At 39.3% G+C, this 22,424-nt stretch carries 18 protein-coding genes and 1 pseudogene; 9 read left to right on the top strand and 10 right to left on the bottom strand.

Translation table 11 applies throughout. The annotated features are described in order from the left end of the window. Nucleotides 1-43: 43 nt before the first annotated feature. Nucleotides 44-3,139 (bottom strand): DNA translocase FtsK, encoded by a 3,096-nt coding sequence (locus tag F927_RS03680; RefSeq protein WP_005081557.1) that lies wholly within the window; start codon nucleotides 3,137-3,139, stop codon nucleotides 44-46. 302 nt (nucleotides 3,140-3,441) lie between these two features. Here F927_RS03680 and trxB point away from each other — a divergent pair, with 302 nt between their 5' ends. The 3 genes from trxB (at nucleotide 3,442) to F927_RS03665 (ending at nucleotide 6,061) form a co-directional block, all read left to right on the top strand. Further along, nucleotides 3,442-4,392 carry a thioredoxin-disulfide reductase gene (trxB, locus tag F927_RS03675; protein ID WP_004638192.1) on the top strand — a complete coding sequence of 317 codons (951 nt, stop codon included), beginning with the start codon at nucleotides 3,442-3,444 and terminating at the stop codon, nucleotides 4,390-4,392. A gap of 93 nt (nucleotides 4,393-4,485) precedes the next feature. After that, a complete protein-coding gene (gene aat, locus F927_RS03670) occupies nucleotides 4,486-5,217 on the top strand; it encodes a leucyl/phenylalanyl-tRNA--protein transferase (protein ID WP_005081555.1) in 732 nt (243 codons plus the stop codon). Nucleotides 5,218-5,245: 28 nt separating this feature from the next. Beyond that, nucleotides 5,246-6,061: an arginyltransferase gene (locus tag F927_RS03665; RefSeq protein ID WP_005081553.1), complete on the top strand. Its 816-nt coding sequence runs from the start codon at nucleotides 5,246-5,248 to the stop codon at nucleotides 6,059-6,061. Here the strand turns inward: F927_RS03665 and rimI are convergent. The 3 genes and pseudogenes from rimI to F927_RS03650 form a co-directional block, all read right to left on the bottom strand. Then, a complete protein-coding gene (rimI, locus tag F927_RS03660) occupies nucleotides 6,047-6,496 on the bottom strand; it encodes a ribosomal protein S18-alanine N-acetyltransferase (RefSeq protein WP_005081550.1) in 450 nt (149 codons plus the stop codon). The two genes, F927_RS03665 and rimI, sit on opposite strands and share 15 nt — an antisense overlap. A 104-nt stretch (nucleotides 6,497-6,600) precedes the next feature. After that, a pseudogene (locus tag F927_RS03655) lies at nucleotides 6,601-7,486 on the bottom strand (metal-dependent hydrolase). 206 nt (nucleotides 7,487-7,692) lie between these two features. Continuing rightward, complete coding sequence (locus tag F927_RS03650; protein ID WP_004642138.1) at nucleotides 7,693-8,574, bottom strand: metal-dependent hydrolase; 882 nt, start codon at nucleotides 8,572-8,574, stop codon at nucleotides 7,693-7,695. Nucleotides 8,575-8,720: 146 nt separating this feature from the next. Here F927_RS03650 and F927_RS17060 point away from each other — a divergent pair. Next, a protein-coding gene (locus F927_RS17060; RefSeq protein ID WP_107010211.1) for an IS4-like element ISAba33 family transposase occupies nucleotides 8,721-9,811 on the top strand; the annotation gives its coding sequence in 2 pieces (ribosomal slippage) (nucleotides 8,721-9,261 and nucleotides 9,261-9,811; 1,092 coding nt in all). Nucleotides 9,812-9,965: 154 nt separating this feature from the next. Here F927_RS17060 and tuf read toward each other — a convergent pair. The 5 genes from tuf to F927_RS03615 form a co-directional block, all read right to left on the bottom strand. Continuing rightward, the gene (tuf, locus tag F927_RS03635; RefSeq protein WP_005081540.1) at nucleotides 9,966-11,156 is read right to left on the bottom strand and encodes an elongation factor Tu; all 1,191 of its coding nucleotides are present in this window, start codon (nucleotides 11,154-11,156) and stop codon (nucleotides 9,966-9,968) included. Nucleotides 11,157-11,248: 92 nt separating this feature from the next. After that, complete coding sequence (gene fusA / locus F927_RS03630; RefSeq protein ID WP_004638187.1) at nucleotides 11,249-13,387, bottom strand: elongation factor G; 2,139 nt, start codon at nucleotides 13,385-13,387, stop codon at nucleotides 11,249-11,251. 177 nt (nucleotides 13,388-13,564) lie between these two features. Continuing rightward, a complete protein-coding gene (gene rpsG / locus F927_RS03625) occupies nucleotides 13,565-14,035 on the bottom strand; it encodes a 30S ribosomal protein S7 (RefSeq protein WP_004638185.1) in 471 nt (156 codons plus the stop codon). A gap of 160 nt (nucleotides 14,036-14,195) precedes the next feature. Then, on the bottom strand, nucleotides 14,196-14,570 hold the full coding sequence (rpsL, locus tag F927_RS03620; protein ID WP_004638184.1) for a 30S ribosomal protein S12: 375 nt from the start codon (nucleotides 14,568-14,570) through the stop codon (nucleotides 14,196-14,198). A gap of 171 nt (nucleotides 14,571-14,741) precedes the next feature. Further along, nucleotides 14,742-16,079: an EcsC family protein gene (locus F927_RS03615; protein ID WP_005081537.1), complete on the bottom strand. Its 1,338-nt coding sequence runs from the start codon at nucleotides 16,077-16,079 to the stop codon at nucleotides 14,742-14,744. A gap of 290 nt (nucleotides 16,080-16,369) precedes the next feature. On the opposite strand from F927_RS03615, the gene F927_RS03610 reads away from it, so the two are divergent. The 3 genes from F927_RS03610 (at nucleotide 16,370) to F927_RS03600 (ending at nucleotide 18,683) form a co-directional block, all read left to right on the top strand. Beyond that, nucleotides 16,370-17,599: a beta-ketoacyl synthase N-terminal-like domain-containing protein gene (locus F927_RS03610; RefSeq protein WP_004638181.1), complete on the top strand. Its 1,230-nt coding sequence runs from the start codon at nucleotides 16,370-16,372 to the stop codon at nucleotides 17,597-17,599. A gap of 32 nt (nucleotides 17,600-17,631) precedes the next feature. Further along, nucleotides 17,632-18,084: a protoporphyrinogen oxidase HemJ gene (gene hemJ, locus F927_RS03605; RefSeq protein ID WP_005081535.1), complete on the top strand. Its 453-nt coding sequence runs from the start codon at nucleotides 17,632-17,634 to the stop codon at nucleotides 18,082-18,084. Nucleotides 18,085-18,158: 74 nt separating this feature from the next. After that, nucleotides 18,159-18,683: a hypothetical protein gene (locus tag F927_RS03600; RefSeq protein WP_005081534.1), complete on the top strand. Its 525-nt coding sequence runs from the start codon at nucleotides 18,159-18,161 to the stop codon at nucleotides 18,681-18,683. Between the two features lie 55 nt (nucleotides 18,684-18,738). Here the strand turns inward: F927_RS03600 and F927_RS17055 are convergent, their stop codons facing one another. Then, nucleotides 18,739-18,903, bottom strand: a complete 165-nt coding sequence (locus F927_RS17055; protein WP_005081532.1) for a hypothetical protein — start codon at nucleotides 18,901-18,903, stop codon at nucleotides 18,739-18,741. Between the two features lie 845 nt (nucleotides 18,904-19,748). Between F927_RS17055 and F927_RS03595 the strand changes: the two genes are divergently transcribed. Together F927_RS03595 and F927_RS03590 are read left to right on the top strand one after the other, a co-directional pair. Further along, nucleotides 19,749-21,374, top strand: coding sequence for an NAD+ synthase (locus F927_RS03595; RefSeq protein ID WP_005081526.1), 1,626 nt, complete (start codon nucleotides 19,749-19,751; stop codon nucleotides 21,372-21,374). Continuing rightward, nucleotides 21,367-22,398, top strand: a complete 1,032-nt coding sequence (locus F927_RS03590) for a hypothetical protein (RefSeq protein ID WP_005081522.1) — start codon at nucleotides 21,367-21,369, stop codon at nucleotides 22,396-22,398. The genes F927_RS03595 and F927_RS03590 overlap by 8 nt, the downstream gene beginning before the upstream one ends. Nucleotides 22,399-22,424 lie beyond the last annotated feature (26 nt).

Raw genomic sequence — 22,424 nt, 5'->3', positions numbered from 1 at the left:
AAAACTGAGGCTTTCATAGTGGATTATTATCATTAAAATAAAATCACACTAAAATATCTCGCTTTCCATTTGCACCCATCGCGCTGACAATCCCATTCTCTTCCATTTGGTCGATAATACGCGCTGCACGGTTATATCCTAAGCTAAATTTACGTTGTAACGATGAAGTCGAAGCTTTACGCGTTTCGAGGACAAACGAAACACACTGATCATACAATGCATCTCGATTTGGATCTCCATCACCATCTTCAAAACCACGAGAACTTGGTTCTTCATCAAATGGTGTTAAGATTTCATCGACATAGTCTGGCTCGCCACGCTCACGCCATGCATCACAAATACGGTTCACTTCATCATCACTGATAAATGCCCCGTGAACACGTTCAGGTTCAATTTTACCAGGACCCAAGAACAACATATCACCATGCCCAAGCAGGTCTTCTGCCCCACCTGCATCCAAAATCGTACGTGAGTCAATTTTACTGTTCACACGCAAGGCAACACGTGTAGGAATATTCGCCTTAATCAACCCCGTAATCACGTCTACAGATGGTCGCTGAGTCGCAAGCAGTAAATGAATACCAGCTGCACGAGATTTTTGTGCAAGACGGGTAATCATTTCTTCAGCCTTTTTACCAACCTGCATAATCATATCTGCAAATTCATCAGCAACGATCACAATTGATGGTAATGGAGTTAAACGTGGGGCACGTTCTTGGGTAGCAGAATCACTCGGCTTCCAAGTCGGATCAATCAAATCCTCACCATTGGCAATCGCTTCTTCAACCTTACGGTTATAGTCACTCAATTTACGAATTTTCAAAAATGACATCAATTTATAGCGACGTTCCATTTCATTAACACACCAGTTCAATGCACTGACAGCATCTTTCATATCAGTTACAACAGGTGTTAATAAGTGCGGAATGTCGTTGTAGTTGGCTAATTCAAGCTGTTTTGGGTCGATAAGAATCAAGCGCAGTTGGTCTGGTGTATATTTCAATAACATCGATAAAATCATCGAGTTAACCGCAACAGATTTACCTGAACCTGTGGTTCCCGCAACCAACATATGTGGTGCTTTACCCAAATCTGCAATAACAGGATTACCTGAGATGTCTTTACCCATTGCCATAGAAAGAATGCTATTCGGATCGGTAAAAGCAGGAATCGTCAATAATTCAATCAAACGCACCATTTCACGCGTGCTGTTTGGAACCTCAATGCCAATATAAGGTTTGCCTGGAATGACTTCTACAACCCGTACCGATGCCATAGACATTGAACGCGCCAAATCACGAGAAATATTAGTAACCTTAGATGCTTTAACACCGGGCGCTAAATCAAGCTCAAAACGTGTTACGACTGGACCAGGTTGAGCTTCAACCACCTGAGCCTTAACATTAAATTCTTGTAATTTAATTTCTAGCAGCTCAGACAAACGAGCCAATTGCTCGGCAGTAAAGTTTACTTTTTTATTTGGATCAACCTCATCCAGCAATTCTAAACCTGGTAATGTTGGAAGATCACGTCTTTTTTGTGCCACTTGCATCGCACGCGACATAGGACACCCAAAAGCATCTGTTAATGGCGCATCGAGATCAAAGTCATCATCCATATCGACATCTAAATCAGACTCAGTTTTACCCGCAGTTTCCTGCCAAGCTTCAATAAAGGCTTCTTTAGATAACGCCTCTTTCGGCTTATTTACATCGATCGGTGCTTTTACAAATGCAGATGATTGTGCGTAACTTGTTGCTTGAGAAACTGATTTTTCACCATCTTCATCGACAAGAAGATCATTAAAATCATCGAAATCCTCTCCTGCTACAACATGCTTATCATCTTGAATTGTGTTTTGCACAGGAGCGCTATGAGGCATTGCTACTGTTACTTTTTCAGACTCAGTAATTAGTGCATTGATTTCATGATCAAACTCAACTTCATCAATATGAGAGCTTGTATTATTTGAAGAGGTTTCTTGTTGTGTAAATGGCGTATGCGCATCTGTTGCTGTCTTACTATTCGGCACAGCAGCAAGTAACTCATCAAAAATTTGATCATCGTTCCAATCTAATCCCTGATGATGACTTTGCTGAATGACTGGTCTTGTTTGTGGTTGTGCAGAAAGTTCAGCAGCAGGATTCATATCATCTTCAGCAGCCCTGAGAAGCGCATCAATTTCTTGTTTATGATTCGCATCATCACTTTGTAATGCACGCCAAACCTCACCTGTCTGAATCAAGCGCTGACTCTCTGTTTCCAATTGATGTGCACGTTGCAGGGTTTGTTCAAAATCTTCATTTTGTGGCTCTTGTTGGGGTTGAACACGCTGCTGCCCTAATTCTTTTGCAGCAACATCTGCAAATAATCTTTCAGCAAGCTGTTGATGACGATCATCTGTTTTTATTGACTGATCAACAATCATGTCTGCATCATTATTGTTGATAGTTTGATCAGCTTCTAACGCCGCTGAATCTATAGCATTATTGGTGAGCGTACTTGTCTCAGTCTTACCAACTGTAGCCAATTGCTCCGTTCGGTCATACGCAGATTCATTTTGAGGAACATTTCGGTAAAACAAATCCTGCAAATACACAGGCGTTTTTTTCAATACACTCCATGTTTTGTCCCATTGGATCCCAAACGCTAAGGTCAACAATATGACACTAAAAACCATTAAGAATAAAGTTGCCCCATAGATAGTCAAAGTTTGCGATAAACTCTGCCCCAACTCATAACCAATAATCCCTCCAGCAGCATTATCTAAAGTGTCAGCAGGTGTATTCCAATATAAATACAGAAGGCTAGATATGGACAGAATTAGAAAAAACTGTGCTGCGTAACGAAATGGGCGGTTCAAAAAACTTCTCGGCCACCAAACTTGAATCGCTTCTATGAATAGAAACAATGGAAGTAACAAACTCGCCCAGCCTAAGAAACCAAAGAGTAAATCTGCGATCCAAGCACCCGCCACACCACTTGCATTTGAAACATGTTGAGTGTCACTGGATATATGCATCCAGCCTGGATCAAATGGTGTATAGGTTACTGTGGCAAGAAATAAATAAATGCCAAAAGAAATCAAAAATAATGTCATTAAAAAGCGTTGTGCATAAACACTTGACACCGCAGTCATATACAGTCCTGTAACCCAATTCGTTATTTGTTGGTATATTACTTAAGGCCATAACAGCCCTAATCAATAAGTCTAATATTATGCACTCGTTCTTACAAAAAAGATGCACGATTGTTTACTGTTGTTGTTAACATCGGGAGCTATTCACATTTCCGACACGTATTTTTGCAATAATCTGCTCGTCAGAAATGATATAGCCCAATTCGATCAAGTTAATCAATATTATCCTAATCGATTTAACCCACTCGTCTTTGGTTTCACGTATAATTTTAGCAGTTTCAATATAAAAAGGATGTTCTTTAATGAGCGCTCGTCACTCACGGTTAATTATTTTGGGTTCTGGTCCTGCTGGTTATAGTGCAGCTGTATATGCAGCACGCGCTAACCTCAAACCAACTCTGATTGCTGGTTTACAGCTTGGTGGTCAACTTACAACGACCACTGAAGTTGATAACTGGCCTGGAGACCCAGAAGGATTAACAGGCCCTGTACTCATGGAGCGTATGCAGGCTCATGCTGAACGTTTCGGTACAGAGATTGTCTATGATCATATCAATGAAGTAGACCTTAAAACTCGCCCATTCGTTTTAAAAGGTGATATGGAAGAGTACACATGTGATGCGCTGATTATTGCAACAGGAGCAACTGCACAATATTTAGGTCTTGAGTCTGAGGCTGCCTTTATGGGTCAAGGTGTAAGTGCTTGTGCGACTTGTGATGGATTCTTCTATAAAAACCAAAATGTAATGGTTGTCGGTGGTGGTAACACCGCTGTTGAAGAAGCACTTTACCTATCTAACATTGCTGCGCATGTAACATTGGTTCACCGTCGTGACAGCTTACGTTCTGAGAAGATTTTGCAAGATCATCTTTTTGCTAAAGAAAAAGAAGGCAAAATCAGTATCATTTGGAACCATCAAGTTGATGAAGTGCTCGGTGATAAAACTGGCGTAACATCAGTTCGTATCAAATCGACTCAAGATTCAAGCACTCAAGACATTCCAGTTCAAGGTTTATTTGTTGCGATTGGACATAAGCCCAATACAGGTATGTTTGAAGGTCAACTTAACTTGAGAGATGGATACATTCAAGTGCATAGTGGCACGGCAGGTAATGCAACAGCGGCTTCAGTTGAAGGTGTTTTTGCTGCTGGTGACGTAGCAGATAGTATCTATCGCCAAGCAATCACTTCAGCAGGTTCAGGCTGTATGGCTGCATTAGATGCAGAAAAATATTTAGACAATTTGAACTAATCACATCGTTCCATCTTCGTTGGCAATCTAACTGATTGTCAACGTTGCTTCATTCAGATAGTTTAAGCATGTCATTATTTACTTACTTCAATCATGCAACAACTTCCCCCATCCGAGTTTATCTTTCCAAACCCCATTGAAGCTGACCCTGAAGGTCAAGGCCTCATCTGTATTGGTGCTGACCTCTCCCCTGCTACGTTGCTGGAAGCTTATACACATGGCTTGTTTCCTTGGTTTAATGAAGACGAACCCATTTGTTGGTGGAGTCCAGAACCTCGTTGCATCATCGAGCCACATGCGTATAAACCAAGTAAATCACTCCTTCGCAATATGAAGAAGCATGATTATCAAATTACCATTAATCATGCTTTCGAAGATGTCATTCGTTCCTGCTCACTGCCACGAAGTTATGCAGACGAAACATGGATCAGTGAAGATATCATTCAAGGTTATTGTGCATTGTTTAACGCAGGTTACGCCTATAGCGTTGAAGTTTGGCAGCAAGAGCAACTTGTTGGTGGTTTATATGGTGTAAGTATTGGCAAAGGCTGTTTTGGTGAGTCCATGTTTAGCACTCAAACCGATGTTTCTAAAATGGCTTTTTACACTTTGATGCTAATTGGTCAAGAAAATCACATGCCATGGATAGACTGTCAACTGGTCAATGACCACCTTTTAAGCCTAGGCGCGAGTACAATTTCTCGCCAAGCCTATCTAAAATCGTTACAAGATGTAATTATTGCCCCCCCTATCAATTGGAAAAGTTATCAAGAACGTGTATTTTCAAGTAAAACAATAGCAGTTTTTAAAAAATTAGACGGTTAACGGATGAACACCTTGGAGGGACAGATTCATGAAATCATATCAACCCAAGTCCCTTTTAAATGACTTACAGTATTACATTACTCCACCACACGACTGTAGTTATCTCGATAACAAATCAGCCCGTATGGTATTTTTAGACCCAATTCATCGAATTGACGTAGTGACATTATCGGAACTCTCACGTGTCGGTTTTCGCCGCAGTGGTGATTTTATTTATCGTCCCGAATGTCATTTATGCCGTCAATGTTTATCTTGTCGCGTACCAGTTCAAGAATTCAAAATGAATAGCAGCCAAAAAAAGGCATGGAAGCGCAACCAAGATTTACAAATGAGTATCTTACCGACCTCACAAGCGACCCAACAACATTACGATTTGTATGAACGTTATATCAATGAACGCCATGCAGATGGCGATATGTATCCAGCAACACTAGATCAATTTGAGAAATTTCTAGTACATAGTTGTACGGAAAGCTTTTTTATCGAATTATGGAAAGACCAAAAATTAATTGGTGTTTCAACCTGTGATTTAATGGATGATGGTTTATCTGCAGTTTATACTTTCTTCGATCCAGATGAACAACGTCGCTCCTTAGGCGTATTTGCGATTCTTAAGCAAATCGAATACGTTAAAACACTGAATCTTGATTATCTCTATTTAGGCTATTGGGTACCACACTCATCCAAGATGAATTATAAATCGCAATATACGCCACTCGAATTATTACTCGATGGGCATTGGCGCCGACTCAATCGTCCTCTCGCAAACAATGAAATCCAGCAACTCGGTAACTCTTTGATGAGTACACTACCCTCTGAGTGGAATAATTTAATTATTAAATAAAGCTGCAAAATCATCAGTGCATGTTTTGACCATAATCACGGCATGCTCTTTTGAACCATCGAGATTTGGATAATAGTTTTTACGTAAATCAATTTGATGAAAACCGGACTTTTCATACAAACGAATTGCCGCTGCGTTACTTTCACGCACTTCTAAAAAAATCTGAATCGGATCATTCTTTAAGTGCTGGATAGAATAATCGAGCAACTCGTATCCAAGACCTCTGCCCTGATGACTTGGATGGATCGCCATCAATAATAAGTTTGCTTCATCTAACACAGGTTGCAAAATACAGAACCCGACTATCTGATCCGCCTGTTCATATACCGTACATTGATAAGAAGCTAAAGATTCTTGGAATTGCTGCTTCGACCATGGATGAGTTTGCACTAAACGTTCAATGGTGAAGACGCTTTCTAGATCACTTTCCTTCATCAATCGAATCACGATTTATTACTCTATAAAATACTGATGCAGATTATCAGCAATTTAAACCAAAATTTGAATAAAAAAATGGGCAATCTAAATTGCCCATCATTTTAGTGCGGATTAAAACCTAATTCCGCACGCCATTTATTCAACAGTTCAGTCGTATCATCATCATTAGGATGGAAATTTGGTCGTAAGAATGCGAGTAATGTTGGTATTTGACGTGTCATAAAACCTTTATAACCATACATAAACTTCAACATGTATTTGGTATCACGCCATGTCAACTTACCATCAGTTTTGAGTAATGTCGCTGTAAAATAGGATTGAGTGATAAAGATAAGCCCCATCGCAATAACCAAAGCTAACGAGCGCATAAAATAAGCTTTAACACCTTGACCATACATTGCCTCGTACACATCAAAGGCAACAGCTTTATGTTCATTTTCCTCTACCGCATGCCACATCCAAAGGTGATACATTGTTTCATCTTGGAACATTGCCTGAATATCTGGATTGCTCAACAGTTCTTCCGCAATCGTAGAAGTGAAATGTTCTAAAGCACATGTCCCCGTTAGACCAATCATTTCCTTAGTAAAACCGAACGGTTTCATTACAGTTGAAATAATCGTAGCTGCGGTATCTATCACTTTACCAGTCTGGGCTTCCAATTTTCGTACATCATAACCATAGGCTTGTGCTGATGCATTAAAAGCCAAATGTTCTTTTAGAGTGCATCGCTTCTTGACCAATAAATGCACTGATTTCTTTTTGTAATTTTGGATCAGCAAGTTTAGGATCATTTCGAACAGCGCGAGTACTATTCACAAAGAATTGTTCACCTTCAGGGAACAGTGCAGAAAGTGCGGTCATAAAATGTGTCAATGCCGCATCACCATTTGCCCAATAACGTGGTACTTCACCAAATTCAAAATCCATTCGACGTACAGGGAAGCTTGCACCAGCTCGGTTTGAAATATTGACTTTAGCGTTCATACCGTTCTCCTAAAACATTTTTTGAATAATCATGATCTATTTATAGTTATACGCTGATTCACATGCATGAAATAAGTGCATATAAGGTCACAAAAGCATCATCTTAGGACATGTCATTTAAGACAATTTATTTTAAATTTAATTTTCATGTATAAAAAAGGGCAACAATATTGCGCCCTTTCTCTCAAAGTAATTTCAAAATTGAATTACAGACCTAACTTTGCTTTCCAATCTTTAAGTAATTGAACTGTATCTAAATCATTTGGATGAAAACGAGGTCTGAAATAAGCCAACATTTCACCCGCCATACCTGTAATAATTCCTTTTGATGGGCTATAACCATATTTATAAATCATACCAAGCTCTTTCAGATTCAACTTCTTATCTTGTTGAAGCAAACGCAAAGTGAAGTATGATTGAAGAATAAAAATTAATGCCATCGCAAAAACAAGTGCCGTAGTACGTAAACTATAAGCTTTAAGACCTTTACCAAACACTGCCTCATAAACATCATAAGCAACTGCTTTATGTTCATTTTCTTCAACAGCATGCCAGAACCACATATAAGACATGGTTTCATCGGTCATTAAGTCCTGAATGTGCTGATTACGCAACAATTCAGAAGCAATCGTAGCTGTAAAATGTTCTAAAGCTGTGGTTGCAGTTAAATCAACCATTTCTCTAGTCATTCCAAAAGGCTTCACAACTTTAGAAAAGTTTTTAAGCGCAAATTGAATATAACGCCCAGTAATCTGTTCTAAAGATCGTACATCATGACCGTATTTTTGAGCAGAAGCATTGAAGTTTACATGCTCCTGCGTATGCATCGCCTCTTGACCAATAAACGCACTAATTTCTTTCTGTAATTCCGCATTATCTTTAATTGTTGGGTGATAACGTACAGCACGTACAGCGTCGATAAATAATTTTTCACCATCTGGGAATAATGCAGATAATGCTGTCATAAAATGTGTAAGTCCTGCTGAACCATTCATCCAATATTCAGGGACTTGATCGAAGTCAAAATTCATACGACGTACTGGAAAACTTGCACCTGCACGATTAGAAATATTCACTTTAGCATTCATGCTGCCAACTCCTTTTAAGTGGAGCACTCCACTTAGTTCTATTGTTCATTTTCTTGAGTTTTATATTACGTTTTTCTTTGTACACGACAAAAAAAGATAACTCATTGAAATAATGGCATAATACTTGTTTTCTGACGACGAATATGATGACACATTTCAATGAGTTACATCTCATCTTAAACAAATATCTAAAGTGGAACAAGTCACATGCAAAATGTTTTACACTGATTATGCTTGCATTAATTGTAAAACAGACATGTAATCTTTCTTCTGCATCTAAAGCCTTACCCATCAAGTGCTTACCACAATCATTTTATCGACGTATACAACGCTTCTTTGCAGATCAGTATTTCGATTATCGTCAAATTTCTCAGTTAATTTTCAATATATTTTCATTCGATAAAGTCCAATTAACTTTGGATAGAACTAATTGGAAATGGGGAAAACGAGATATTAATATCTTGATGTTAGCCATCGTCTATCGTGGAATAGCGATACCTATTGTTTGGACATTGCTCAATAAACGTGGAAATTCAGATACAAAAGAGCGTATTGCTTTGATTCAACGCTTTATCTCCATTTTTGGTAAAGATCGTATTGTGAATGTGTTTGCAGACAGAGAATTTATCGGTGAGAAATGGTTTACATGGTTAATTGAAAATGACATTAACTTCTGTATACGTGTTAAAAAAACTTTATTGTGACCAATCACTTAGCCAAGAATCATAAAATTAGTGATTTATTTCGTCATCTTCAAGTTGGTCAAACTGAATGTCGTAAACGACGTATTTGGGTTGGTCGAGTGAAACTGTATATTAGTGCGCTACGATTAGAAGATGGAGAACTTTTACTTGTTGTTTCTCCTATGTTTAATGCTTCTGCTATTCGTGATTATGCATTACGCTGGGAAATCGAAACGTTATTTAGTTGTCTCAAAGGACGTGGATTCAATCTTGAAAATACTCGTTTAACAGACCCTAGACGAGTCAAGAAATTGATAGCAGTGCTAGCTATCGGTTTCTGTTGGTGCTATTTAACAGGTGAATGGCAACATGATCGGAAAAAAGCGATAAAAATAAAGAAGCATGGACGACTTTCAGTAAGTTTATTTCGCTACGGTTTGGACTATGTTCAAATGGCTATTCTACGTTTGATTGGTTTTGGAAAAAAAGAAGAATTTAAGAAAGTGCTAGCAATTTTAAGAAAGAAAAAGCCTGATAGGACAAGGATCCTATGAAATTTGTCGTGTACAGAGTACGTTTTTATAAGAATCAATTAAGTGCAGTTTGGGACAGCAAAGTATCAGTTTGGGACACTATTCAATAAAATTGTCAAACAATTGATATAAAAAAACACCCCAAAGGGGTGTTTTTTTTATTACTCTAGGGCAATTATGCAGTTACTTTCGCAACAACACCAGCACCTACAGTACGACCACCTTCACGGATCGCAAAACGTAGACCTGGGTCCATTGCGATCGGGTGGATTAACTCTACTGACATTTCTACGTTGTCACCAGGCATTACCATTTCTACGCCATCTTGTAATTTGATCGCGCCAGTTACGTCAGTTGTACGGAAGTAGAACTGTGGACGGTAACCGTTAAGGAATGGAGTGTGACGACCACCTTCTTCTTTAGAAAGTACGTATACTTCTGCATCGAATTTAGTGTGTGGCTTGATTGAACCTGGTTTAGCAAGTACTTGACCACGTTGCACGTCTTCACGCTTAGTACCACGTAGAAGAACACCACAGTTCTCGCCCGCACGACCTTCGTCTAGAAGTTTACGGAACATTTCTACGCCAGTTACAGTTGTTTTAACTGTATCTTTAATACCAACGATTTCAACTTCTTCGCCTACTTTAACGATACCAGACTCAACACGGCCTGTTACTACAGTACCACGACCAGAGATTGAGAATACGTCTTCGATTGGCATCAAGAATGCTTTGTCGATCGCACGCTCTGGCTCAGGAATGTAAGAGTCAAGCGCTTCAACAAGTGCAAGAACTGAAGACTCACCGTATTGACCAGCATCACCTTCTAACGCTTTAAGCGCAGAACCACGGATTACTGGAGTGTCATCACCTGGGAAGTCATAAGTAGAAAGAAGTTCACGAACTTCCATTTCTACTAATTCAAGTAATTCTTCATCATCAACAAGGTCACACTTGTTCAAGAATACGATGATGTACGGTACACCAACCTGACGTGAAAGAAGGATGTGTTCACGAGTTTGTGGCATTGGACCATCAGTCGCAGCACATACAAGGATCGCGCCGTCCATCTGAGCAGCACCAGTAATCATGTTTTTAACATAATCGGCGTGGCCCGGGCAGTCTACGTGAGCGTAGTGACGGATTGGAGAATCGTATTCTACGTGTGAAGTATTAATTGTAATACCACGTGCTTTTTCTTCAGGAGCAGAGTCGATTTGCGAGTAATCTTTCGCTTCACCGCCGTAAGTTTTTGCACAGATTGTTGCAATCGCAGCAGTTAAAGTTGTTTTACCATGGTCAACGTGACCAATTGTACCCACGTTTACGTGTGGTTTGTTACGTTCAAACTTGGCTTTAGCCATGATGATCTTCCTTTATAAACTGCTCATGAGGGTCACCCATGAGCACTTGGTTTTTAACTAAATTTTAGTTGGGTAATATAGTAATCGAAAGATTACTCGTCGTCACCTTTTTTACCGCCAGCTTGGAACTTAGCGATGATGCCTTCAGCCACGTTACGTGGAGTTTCAGCGTATTTAGCGAATTCCATAGAATACGTTGCACGACCTTGAGACATAGAACGCATTTGAGTCGCGTAACCAAACATCTCAGCCAATGGAACTTCTGCTTTAATTGCTTTTGTTCCACCAGGAAGATCGTCCATACCTTGAACCATACCACGACGACGGTTTAAGTCACCCATGATATCGCCCATGTAGTCTTCTGGAGTTTCAACTTCAACTTTCATGATTGGCTCAAGAAGGATCGGATCTGCTTTCATGAAACCGTCACGGAAAGCGTATGAACCCGCCATTTTGAACGACAATTCATCAGAGTCGACATCGTGGTAAGAACCATCATAAAGAACAGCTTTAACGCCTACAACTGGGTAACCAGCCAAGACACCATTCTTCATACGCTCTTGAATACCTTTATCAACCGCACCAAAGAATTCTTTAGGTACTACACCACCTACAACTTCTTCAGCGAATTCGTATTCTTTACCAGCAGCTTCAACATCAAGTGGCTCTAAACGAACATATACATGACCGAATTTACCTTTACCACCTGTTTGACGAACGAATTTACCTTCTTGCTCAATAGTTTTCTTAATCGTTTCACGATAAGCAACCATTGGTTTACCGATATTCGCTTCAACACCAAATTCACGCTTCATACGGTCAACAATGATGTCAAGGTGAAGCTCACCCATACCAGCAATAATTGTTTGACCAGATTCTTCATCTGTACGAACGCGGAACGATGGATCTTCTTTCGCCAAACGACCTAAAGCAATCGACATTTTTTCTTGGTCAGCTTTAGTTTTTGGTTCAACAGCCAATGAAATTACTGGCTCAGGGAATTCCATACGCTCAAGAGTAATGATGTTTTTCTCATCACATAATGTATCACCAGTAGTTACGTCTTTAAGACCTACACACGCTGCGATATCACCTGCACGGATTTCATCAAGATCTTGACGTTCGTTCGCGTGCATTTGCACGATACGACCGATACGCTCACGCTTAGACTTAACTGGGTTATAAACTGGATCACCTTGTTTAAGAACACCAGAATAAACACGTACGAATGTTAAGTTACCAACGAATTTGTCGTTCATAATTTTGAACGCAAGTGCAGAGAACGGTGCTTCGTCAGATGCTTCACGAGATGCTTTAGTTTCAGCTTTATCGTCAAGAATACCTTCGATTGCTTTAACTTCAGTCGGTGATGGTAAGAATTCAATCACAGCATCCAACATACGTTGAACACCTTTGTTTTTGAACGCAGAACCACAAAGCATCACTTGAATCTCAGATGCTAATGTACGAGCACGTAAACCAGCGATGATGTCTTCTTTAGAAAGATCACCTTCTTCTAGGTACTTGTCCATTAACTCTTCTGAAGCTTCAGCAGCCGCTTCAACCATGTTAGTACGCCATTCGTTAGCAGTATCAACGAGGTCAGCTGGAATCTCACCGTATTCAAACTTCATACCTTGAGATGCTTCATCCCAGATAATCGCTTTCATCTCGATAAGGTCAACAACACCTTGGAATGTGTCTTCAGCACCGATTGGCACAACGATTGGAACAGGGTTACCGCCCAAACGAGTTTTAACTTGTTCAACAGCACGGAAGAAGTTTGCACCAGTACGGTCCATCTTGTTCACGAATGCTAAACGAGGCACTTTATATTTGTTTGCTTGACGCCATACAGTTTCAGACTGAGGCTGTACACCACCAACTGCACAGTAAACCATGCACGCGCCGTCAAGAACACGCATAGAACGTTCAACTTCGATTGTGAAGTCTACGTGTCCCGGTGTATCAATTACGTTGATACGGTGTTGGTCAAATTGGTTAGCCATACCAGACCAGAAACAAGTCGTAGCAGCAGAAGTAATGGTAATACCACGTTCTTGCTCTTGTTCCATCCAGTCCATTGTTGCTGCACCGTCGTGTACTTCACCAATTTTGTGAGATACACCTGTGTAGAACAAAATACGTTCAGTTGTAGTTGTTTTACCTGCGTCAATGTGCGCAGAAATACCGATGTTACGGTAACGAGTAATAGGGGTTTGGCGAGCCATGATGTCTACATTCCTAAATGTTATATTTAAAACAGGACGCACCAATTATATTGATGCGCACGAATATCCAAGCAGACAACTTAAATACCCGCAAAGCCCCCACTTTGGTAAAGAGCGATGTTGAATCGAGCAGCGGTACGCATGAATATTCTCCTGATTAGGGACTGTTTTATCCGCTTAGAAACGGTAGTGAGAGAAGGCTTTGTTGGCTTCAGCCATACGATGCACGTCTTCACGTTTTTTGATTGCTGCACCTTTACCTTCAGCTGCATCAAGCAACTCACCAGCAAGACGTAAAGCCATCGTTTTTTCAGAACGCTTAGCAGCAGCATCTACTAACCAACGCATAGCTAAGGCAGTACGACGGGATGGGCGTACTTCCATAGGTACTTGGTAAGTAGCACCACCAACACGGCGTGCTTTTACTTCAACCATAGGACGAACTTTTTCAAGAGTAGTCTCGAAAAATTCAACTGGGTCTACTTTATTTTTTTCTTGAACACGTTCTAAAGCACCGTAAACGATACCTTCAGCAACAGATTTTTTACCATCTTGCATTACGTGGTTCATGAATTTAGCGATTGTTTGGCTGCTAAATTTTGGATCTGGAAGGATCTCACGAGCAGCGACTACGCGACGTCTTGGCATTTTAATACACCTAATATTATGACACTTCAGGATAATCCAGCAGTTTGTACAAGTGTCATGCACATGACGCTGGCCTTACTATACGTCGCTTGAATTACAAATCTATGAAGAATTCAAACAAGCGAAACGCTAAAGGGTTGCTTGGGCAAGTTGCCTAGAATTACTTCTTAGGACGTTTCGCACCGTATTTAGAACGTGACTGGTTACGATCTTTCACGCCAGCACAGTCTAAAGAACCACGAACGGTATGGTAACGTACACCTGGTAAGTCTTTAACACGACCACCACGGATAAGAACAACACTGTGCTCTTGTAAGTTATGACCTTCACCACCGATGTAGCTAGATACTTCAAAACCAGAAGTTAAGCGAACACGGCAAACCTTACGCATTGCTGAGTTAGGTTTTTTAGGAGTAGTCGTATATACACGTGTACATACACCACGACGTTGTGGACAAGCCTTCAACGCAGGAACTTTTGATTTTTCAATCAAAGTTGTACGACCCTTACGGATCAACTGATTTGTTGTTGCCATTTGGCAATTCTCCCGTTATTAAACAACCTCGAAAAAAAGAAAAAACACCTCTTTTCAAGGGCACATAATTGTAAGCCAAGATGCAACAATGGTCAACAATGCAATAAGCTGCATGTTGACCATTGTTTGTTTAAAACGTTGCTTCGATGCAAACAGCAAGTAAAGACCGAATCAGCTGTGTTTGGTTGAAGCTGGCTCTATGTCTATAGTTTGTTGCTCAGTTGTTGATTCCTGCGTTTCAGCCACAAATTCTTCTACTTCCTCAGACTTCAAAGCAGGCTGTTGTTCAGTGTGCTCATGCTCTTCAACATATTGCTCAGCAAGTTGCTGTAAACCATCACTAACTTTGTCGTCATTTTGTTCAGGCAATACATCCTGTTTCAACTGCACAGCGACGTGGGTAATCACATCATTCTTCAAATCATCTGTTTTTAACACCGTATTTTCGGCTTGATTTAAATATTTTGATGGTTCCTTGCGAAGTAGAGCTTCAGCTTTAAAATAAGCCTCCAATGCCGAAATTTGTTCATTTGGATGTTCATTTAAATAAAAACGCGCTGCTCCAAAAATTGATTGTGACTTATGTCCAACATCTTCTAGTAGCTTCCAGCTATAAAAACCACCCAATGCCGCACCAGCAATTGGCGTTAGTTTCCCTACCATCGAAACCTGAGGAATACGATTTAGCCATCCCCATTTAAATTGACCTTGATCATCAACCAACCATTCCTTCACCAATTCAATATCGTTGTTTGATCCTAGAAGCTGTTGGAATTGCTGCAAATCATGGGTTTCTAACATTGATTTCAAAGCTTTCAAAGCAAGTAAAAGTGTTTGCTTTTCTGCAACCAACCCTAAATCAATTTCTTTAAAAACAAATGCCACAACATCCTGATCAACCTCATCTGTTAAATCGAAACCGTGTGAACGACCTGTTTGATAAATAGTTCTCAATGCCAAAACAAAAGATGCAGGAATATCTATTGCAGCGCCCCAAACACCTGTTGCACCAGCCACCGCACCTTGAGCAGCAGCCAACAGCTTATTTTGTTCGATCAGTGCTTGGCTTAAACGCTGCGAACGCCCTGTATCTTTGGTAAGTTCCATAATATCTGTTACGCCAGCCTCATCTAAGATTTTCTCAGTCAATGAACTATTGGAACTAAACTCATTTAACCACTGAAATAAATAGTCTGAAACTTTTTCACCTAAATCTGGTGACACAAAAGAAGCCACATTATTCACCTTTGCGTAGTGGCGACCTAACAACTGATGTGAAAATTTAGGCAATTGTTGACGCAACATCTGCTGAGGACTTTCATACTTTTCTACTTCAAATGGACTTTTTATACGTGCGCTCCCCTCAATGACATTGGCTGCATGAGCATGCTCACCACCAGATGTCGTTGGGGCAACTTGAAGTTTTTGTAATTCCGAACTGAGCTTTTTAGCCACTCCAAAGGCTTGTGCAAATAAACCTGAAGCTGGTTTGTTTTTAGATTTTGTCATCAAGTACCTCTGTTGTATATTGTGTGCATCTCTAGGTAAATACTAGGTTGAATACAGATTTATCTCAACTTTTATCTGTATACTTTCATTACCTTTTGTCGACAGATAGTGGATCTTTACCAAAATTTACACAACTGAAAATAGGCATAAAAATTGCCATAAGAAATAAAAAACCTTTCTGTTATCATGATGTCATTCACACATAAGCCGTTTTAATCATTATCTTCTCCTCGTTATTTTGCATAGCGATGATATACAAGGCTTAGTATTACCATAAAAGGGAACTGTAAATGAAACGTGTTGTAATCACTGGTATGGGCATTAACTCATGCATCGGTAACTCTTTAGAAGAGGTGACTCATTCTTTAAAAAATGGAATCTCTGGGACACGTTTTAACCCAACTTATGCCGAACTTAATTTCAAAAGCCATGTCAGCGCTGCTGCCGAGCAAGATTTTGATGGTATCGACCGTAAACTTAAACGCTTCATGGGCGTATGTGCGATGTATGCCTACAATGCAGCGATTGCCGCGGTAGAACATGCAGGTTTAAAACAAGAAGATTTAGCCAACAATCCACGTTATGGTATCGCAGGCGGTAGTGGTGGTAACTCAACAGCTTCTGTTGCAGAGATGGTAAAACTTCTTGAAGAAAAAGGCGCACGTAAAATTGGACCTTTCTTCGTCCCACGCAACATGAGTAATACCATTACTGCGAATGTTGGTGTCGCTTTAAAACTACAAGGTATTGCTCATTCGATTACCAGTGCTTGTGCAACTTCTGCAGATGCTATTGGTTATGCTTATAATTTAATCCAACTAGGCAAACAAGATTTAATGCTTGCAGGTGGTGGTGAAGAAGATCACTGGTCACAAAGCCTATTGTTTGATGCGATGGGTGCATTATGTTCTAAATACAATGACACACCTGAAACGGCATCACGCCCATACTCAAAAGACCGTGACGGTTTCGTCATCGCTGGTGGTGGCGGTTTCGTGATCCTTGAGTCGCTTGAACATGCTCAAGCTCGTGGTGCAAACATCCTAGCAGAAGTTGTTGCCTATGCAGCAAATAGTGATGGTGCTGATATGGTCGCACCATCAGGTGAAGGTGCAACTCGCTGTATCCTTATGGCGCTGGATGAAGCCAAACAAAATGGTGTAGAAAAAGTTGATTACGTCAACACACATGGCACATCTACGCCAGCAGGCGACATTACTGAACTAAAAGCAATGGAGCGTGCATTTGGTGAAGGTCAAGTTCCTGCATTTAGCTCAACCAAATCAATGACAGGTCACAGCTTAGGCGCAGCAGGCGTTCAAGAAGCCATTTACTCTGTATTAATGATGCAAAATGATTTTATTGCACCAAACATTAATGTGACCGAGTTAGATGAAGGCGCACAAGGTTTCGATATTGTACTTGAAAAACGTGATGCGAAACTGAATACTGTAATGAGTAACAGTTTTGGGTTTGGCGGTGTTAACGCCTGCCTTATTTTCAAGAAGTGGGATGCCTAAATCCCACGTGAAATACACACGTAGGATTATCGATGGATGCACCTTCTGATGCTTTCTTGTGGGTAAAAGCATTACATATTATCGCTGTGGTATGTTGGTTCGCAGCATTGTTCTACTTACCACGCCTTTATGTTTATCATGCGATGAGTGAAGATGAGATTAGTCACCAACGCTTTGAAGTAATGGAACGTAAGTTGTATCGTGGCATTATGTGGCCATCTATGATTGCCACATTAGTGACTGCCCACCTTCTCGTTGAATGGGGCGATGCGACTCGACATTACCATGAAGCAATATGGTTTTATCTTAAAGTCGGATTGGTTGGATTGTTGGTGATTTACCATTTTGTGTGTGGTTATTATCGCAAAAAGTTGATTGGTAACGCACACTACAAATCGCACAAGTTTTGGCGCTTTTTCAATGAAATGCCAACGCTGCTTTTATTTGCGATCATCATTTTAGTTGTTGTAAAGCCTCAGTTTTAACTGGGGTTTTTCTTTAGACGCTATATTAAAAAACTAGATAATTTATTAAACACCACTCACCTTAGATTCTCAAAATGTTCAAACTTTGGTATCGATTGACTCAAGAATTAAAAGCGAGATTCATTTCTAGTTTGATTGTTTTTTTTAGGATAAATGAATTTGCTTATCGCGGACTCACTCTAGCTGAGATTGAGATGGCTCGACCCGTCTTTGGTGACCTTATTGATTATTCAAAAATTAGAATTTTTAATATCCCCTACTTACCTTGGCAACCCACCAATATTTTTATTGCGCCAAACGGAAATTTATATGTCCATCAAAAGTATTTCCATTCAGACTATTCAAGATGTTCAATTACTTTACAAAGCATCTTTATTCATGAACTTACCCATATTCTTCAATATCAACAACAAACCAATGTCATTTTAAAAGGCGCTCTATTACAACTGGGTTATTATTTAAGTCTAAAACTATATAACCCCTATAAATATCAGTTTGTTGAGGGTAAAGCATTTACTCAATACAACATTGAACAACAGGGAGACATCGCTCGTGATATTTTCCTCAAAAAAGTCCCTAATATTATTCTTAAAAAATAAAAAGCCCTGTTATTTTATCCACAGGGCTTTTTAAGTGAGTAAATCAGAATCTACTTTACGCAGCAGAACCTTTTTGGCTTTCAGATTTGAGTTCATGACTATCATCCATTTCAGTCGTAAAATCTACACGCATTGCATCTTTAACAATTGTACCAACACGTCCTATACCAATTGCTAAACCAAACGCAACCACAGGAAATAAAATCATAGGAACCATCATTATTGTTACCTCGCTCATATAATTTATAGGTGACAGTTAAAATCGTATTACTTCGATTCATCTTGATGTTGCAATATGATTGTGCCTACGCGGCCAACAACGATCGCTAAAGCAGATGCAACAACTGGAAATAATATAATTGACATGTTCATCTCCTAAATATGATCAAACTCAGTTTTTTGAAATAGAACTGTACCTACACGACCAACAACTATTGCCAAAATAGATGCAATCACAAGAAAAAATAAAACAGACATATTTGTTACCTCTCTTTATGTTGGATGACATTCGATAAGCTTGCTTAACAGTGTACACCCGTTCACATTAATTAGGATAATAGCAGTGCACAAATGTACACTCAAGTGTCGCAATTGGATTCCCGACGAACGGTATAAAAAACAAGCACAACTCAATAAAGTATTGAAGAAATTAAATTAATAATTTTATATAGTTAGATTAACATCAGATAGTTTGTATTTTTTTTAAACAAATCTTATTTTGTATGACCAAATTCAATACAATACTGGTCATTGGAATGTCATTAAATTTTGAAAAAATATAATGAAAAAGCGCTCAAGCAAGAGAATTTATTCACAAACATGCTTCAGCCCAACATAAATATTGAAAAATGCTAAATTCCACCAACAAATCTAGATGTTTTATACAGAAAAACTTGTTATTTTTACGCAGAAAAATGTGCATTTAGTATATATTAGTGAACTTGTCATTTTTCTTTAAGATACAGAACGTTTGACACCATGATATGCATTTGTTTTTTAAAACTATACTTATACAAATCAAAAGCTTGCATATCATCATTAGTTAAGACTTAGGATTAGGTTTGAATGAAAAATTTTAAAATTGCCCTTGCTCAATTCTCTCCGCATATTGGCAATATTGACGCAAATACTCAAAAGATGGTTGAACAGGCTAATTTAGCGAAACAACAACAAGCTGATTTGATCGTCTTTCCAGAACTATCAACGCTAGGCTACCCAGCTGAAGATCTTATACTTCGCCCGAACTTACAAAAACGCACACAAAAGGCGTTTGCTCAGTTAAGCGAAGTAAAAGATATCGTTATGGTCTTTGGTTTTGTTCACCAAACAGAAGATGGTCATCGCTATAACTCAGCTGCAGTGATGAAAGATGGTCAGGTTTTAGGCATCTATAACAAACATAATTTACCCAATTATGGTGTGTTTGATGAAAAGCGCTATTTCCAAGAAGGTCATCAGCATTTAGTGTTTGAGTATCTCGGTCATAAATTTGGTGTCCTTATATGTGAAGATGTTTGGTCATTGAATACAGTAAAACAACTGAGCCAACTAAATGTTGAAACAGTGTTGATCTTAAATGCTTCGCCTTACGAAGTTGGTAAGCCTCAACACCGTATTCAGACTTTGAGTGAGCTCGCAAAACAACTAAACCTGAATATTGTGTATGTGAATCAGGTCGGTGGCCAAGACGATCTTATTTTTGATGGCTCTAGCTTCGTCAATAATCATAATGGTGAACTCGCATTGCAAGCGCCAAGCTTTAAAGAAGCTGTTTACTTTACAGAGTATGACGTGGCGCAAAAGCAATTTAAAAAAGCTGATGCGATTCCTGCATTAGATACTTTTGCTGAAATTTATCAAGCTCTCGTTATGTCCACCCGTGATTACGTACAGCGCTCTGGCTTTCCTGGTGTGATCTTAGGTCTATCTGGCGGTATTGATTCAGCTTTAACACTTGCTATTGCTGTTGATGCAATTGGTGCTGATAAGGTACAAGCGGTGATGATGCCTTATACCTACACCTCTCAAATGAGTGTAGAAGATGCAACCGAACAAGCACGTCGTATGGGGGTAACTTTTGGAATTGCCGAAATTCATCCAATCGTAAATAGCTTCATGCAAACACTATTTCCATTTTTTGGAAACTCACCTGCTGATGCAACAGAAGAAAACTTACAAGCACGTGCACGTGGCACCTTACTCATGGGTTTATCCAATAAATTTGGTAATCTTGTGCTATCTACAGGTAATAAATCTGAAATCTCAGTTGGCTATTGTACATTATACGGCGATATGGTCGGCGGTTTCTCTGTGCTCAAAGATGTATATAAAACTATCGTATTCGAATTAGCAAAATACCGTAATAGTCTAAGCGAAACGCCTGTTATCCCTGAGCGTGTTATTACTCGTCCACCATCAGCAGAATTACGTCCTGACCAAAAAGACCAAGATTCTTTGCCTGCTTACGATGTACTTGATGCAATCTTATATGCTTATATAGAAGAAGATTTAAGCCAAGCAGACATTATCGCAAAAGGCTACGAAGCTGAAGTGGTCGAAAAAGTGATTCGCTTGGTTGATCGAAATGAATATAAACGTCGTCAAGGCGCGATTGGTCCACGTATTAGTTCCCGTGCATTCAATCGTGAACGACGCTACCCAATCGTCAATGGATGGACTGCGAATGACTGAAAAAGTTGTTTCTGAAAAGTCACAACTACTTGCTCAAGCACTTTTGCTTGAGCAAGTGGCTTTTTATAAAAACCAACTCACTACACAACTTTCTGCTGATTTCTTCCAGCAATTCATCCAACTCATTTTACAGCACGCACCGAATATTAAACTCAAAGAAGTCATAGAACTTGAGCAAATTCAGGCTGTAGTTAAACGTTATGCATTTGAAATGCAGCTTGGGGCAGGACTACTAGAGTTTATTGGTGAGATCGCACAAAAGCTTCATGTCTTTTCTTTACAATCTTCTGCTCAATTACAAGATGTTTTCTCAGATCATCAATTCGAAATCTGGTTATCCAAGATTTTAGAACTTGAAAATATTCGTCATTATCTCAATCATTTCTTAAAAGAAAGCCCTTCTATTCAGCAGTTATGCCAATACATTGCAACAACAACTTTGCAGAACAAATTACCCAAACTATTTTCACAAATAGATGAAGAGCGAATTGCTGAAAGTAAATATGAATGGCAACATAAACTCAAAACCTTTTCGTATCGTCAACAACAACGTATTGAGCATAAAATTGAAGAAAGTATTGCACGCCTTATTCAAGAACAACTGGCTGATTTAAGCCTACTTTCTAATGATGATTTAGAAAGTCTGGCTCGTAATATTTGGGATGACAATAAAGCAAAACCTTTATCGGAATATACCAAACAAGTAACACCGCTTGACGTCGAAGAATTCTTTGTCATGATTTATGAATATTGGAAAGAATTACGTCAATCTGCTTTTTTACAAGATTTAATTTTATATGGTGTCAAAGTATTCTACGACTTTTATAAAGATGAGAGCTTAGAAGAAGTTTTTGCAGCAATTGGCTTAGAAGAAACAGATTTATTAAATGAGGCAATGCGTTTTTACCCTAAAGTCGTAATTGCCTTAGATGAACACGATGTTCTTGAGCCACTCATTACTTTAATCTTGCAGCCTTTTTATCAAAGCACTGAAACTTTGATCACGATCGAGAAACACCTTTAATATTATTGCTAGTCAAAGTAGCCCAT

The sequence above is a fragment of the Acinetobacter haemolyticus CIP 64.3 = MTCC 9819 genome, assembly GCF_000369065.1.
GTDB lineage: Bacteria > Pseudomonadota > Gammaproteobacteria > Pseudomonadales > Moraxellaceae > Acinetobacter > Acinetobacter haemolyticus.
This window is presented reverse-complemented; position numbering and strand designations above follow the sequence as displayed.

Bases quoted from the DNA above. Each gene is read 5' to 3' on its own strand.
- F927_RS03680 (WP_005081557.1), bottom strand. From the start codon at position 3,139: ATGACTGCGGTGTCAAGTGTTTATGCACAACGCTTTTTAATGACATTA.
- trxB (WP_004638192.1), top strand. From the start codon at position 3,442: ATGAGCGCTCGTCACTCACGGTTAATTATTTTGGGTTCTGGTCCTGCT.
- aat (WP_005081555.1), top strand. From the start codon at position 4,486: ATGCAACAACTTCCCCCATCCGAGTTTATCTTTCCAAACCCCATTGAA.
- F927_RS03665 (WP_005081553.1), top strand. From the start codon at position 5,246: ATGAAATCATATCAACCCAAGTCCCTTTTAAATGACTTACAGTATTAC.
- rimI (WP_005081550.1), bottom strand. From the start codon at position 6,496: ATGAAGGAAAGTGATCTAGAAAGCGTCTTCACCATTGAACGTTTAGTG.
- F927_RS03650 (WP_004642138.1), bottom strand. From the start codon at position 8,574: ATGAATGCTAAAGTGAATATTTCTAATCGTGCAGGTGCAAGTTTTCCA.
- tuf (WP_005081540.1), bottom strand. From the start codon at position 11,156: ATGGCTAAAGCCAAGTTTGAACGTAACAAACCACACGTAAACGTGGGT.
- fusA (WP_004638187.1), bottom strand. From the start codon at position 13,387: ATGGCTCGCCAAACCCCTATTACTCGTTACCGTAACATCGGTATTTCT.
- rpsG (WP_004638185.1), bottom strand. From the start codon at position 14,035: ATGCCAAGACGTCGCGTAGTCGCTGCTCGTGAGATCCTTCCAGATCCA.
- rpsL (WP_004638184.1), bottom strand. From the start codon at position 14,570: ATGGCAACAACAAATCAGTTGATCCGTAAGGGTCGTACAACTTTGATT.
- F927_RS03615 (WP_005081537.1), bottom strand. From the start codon at position 16,079: ATGACAAAATCTAAAAACAAACCAGCTTCAGGTTTATTTGCACAAGCC.
- F927_RS03610 (WP_004638181.1), top strand. From the start codon at position 16,370: ATGAAACGTGTTGTAATCACTGGTATGGGCATTAACTCATGCATCGGT.
- hemJ (WP_005081535.1), top strand. From the start codon at position 17,632: ATGGATGCACCTTCTGATGCTTTCTTGTGGGTAAAAGCATTACATATT.
- F927_RS03600 (WP_005081534.1), top strand. From the start codon at position 18,159: ATGTTCAAACTTTGGTATCGATTGACTCAAGAATTAAAAGCGAGATTC.
- F927_RS17055 (WP_005081532.1), bottom strand. From the start codon at position 18,903: ATGATGGTTCCTATGATTTTATTTCCTGTGGTTGCGTTTGGTTTAGCA.
- F927_RS03595 (WP_005081526.1), top strand. From the start codon at position 19,749: ATGAAAAATTTTAAAATTGCCCTTGCTCAATTCTCTCCGCATATTGGC.
- F927_RS03590 (WP_005081522.1), top strand. From the start codon at position 21,367: ATGACTGAAAAAGTTGTTTCTGAAAAGTCACAACTACTTGCTCAAGCA.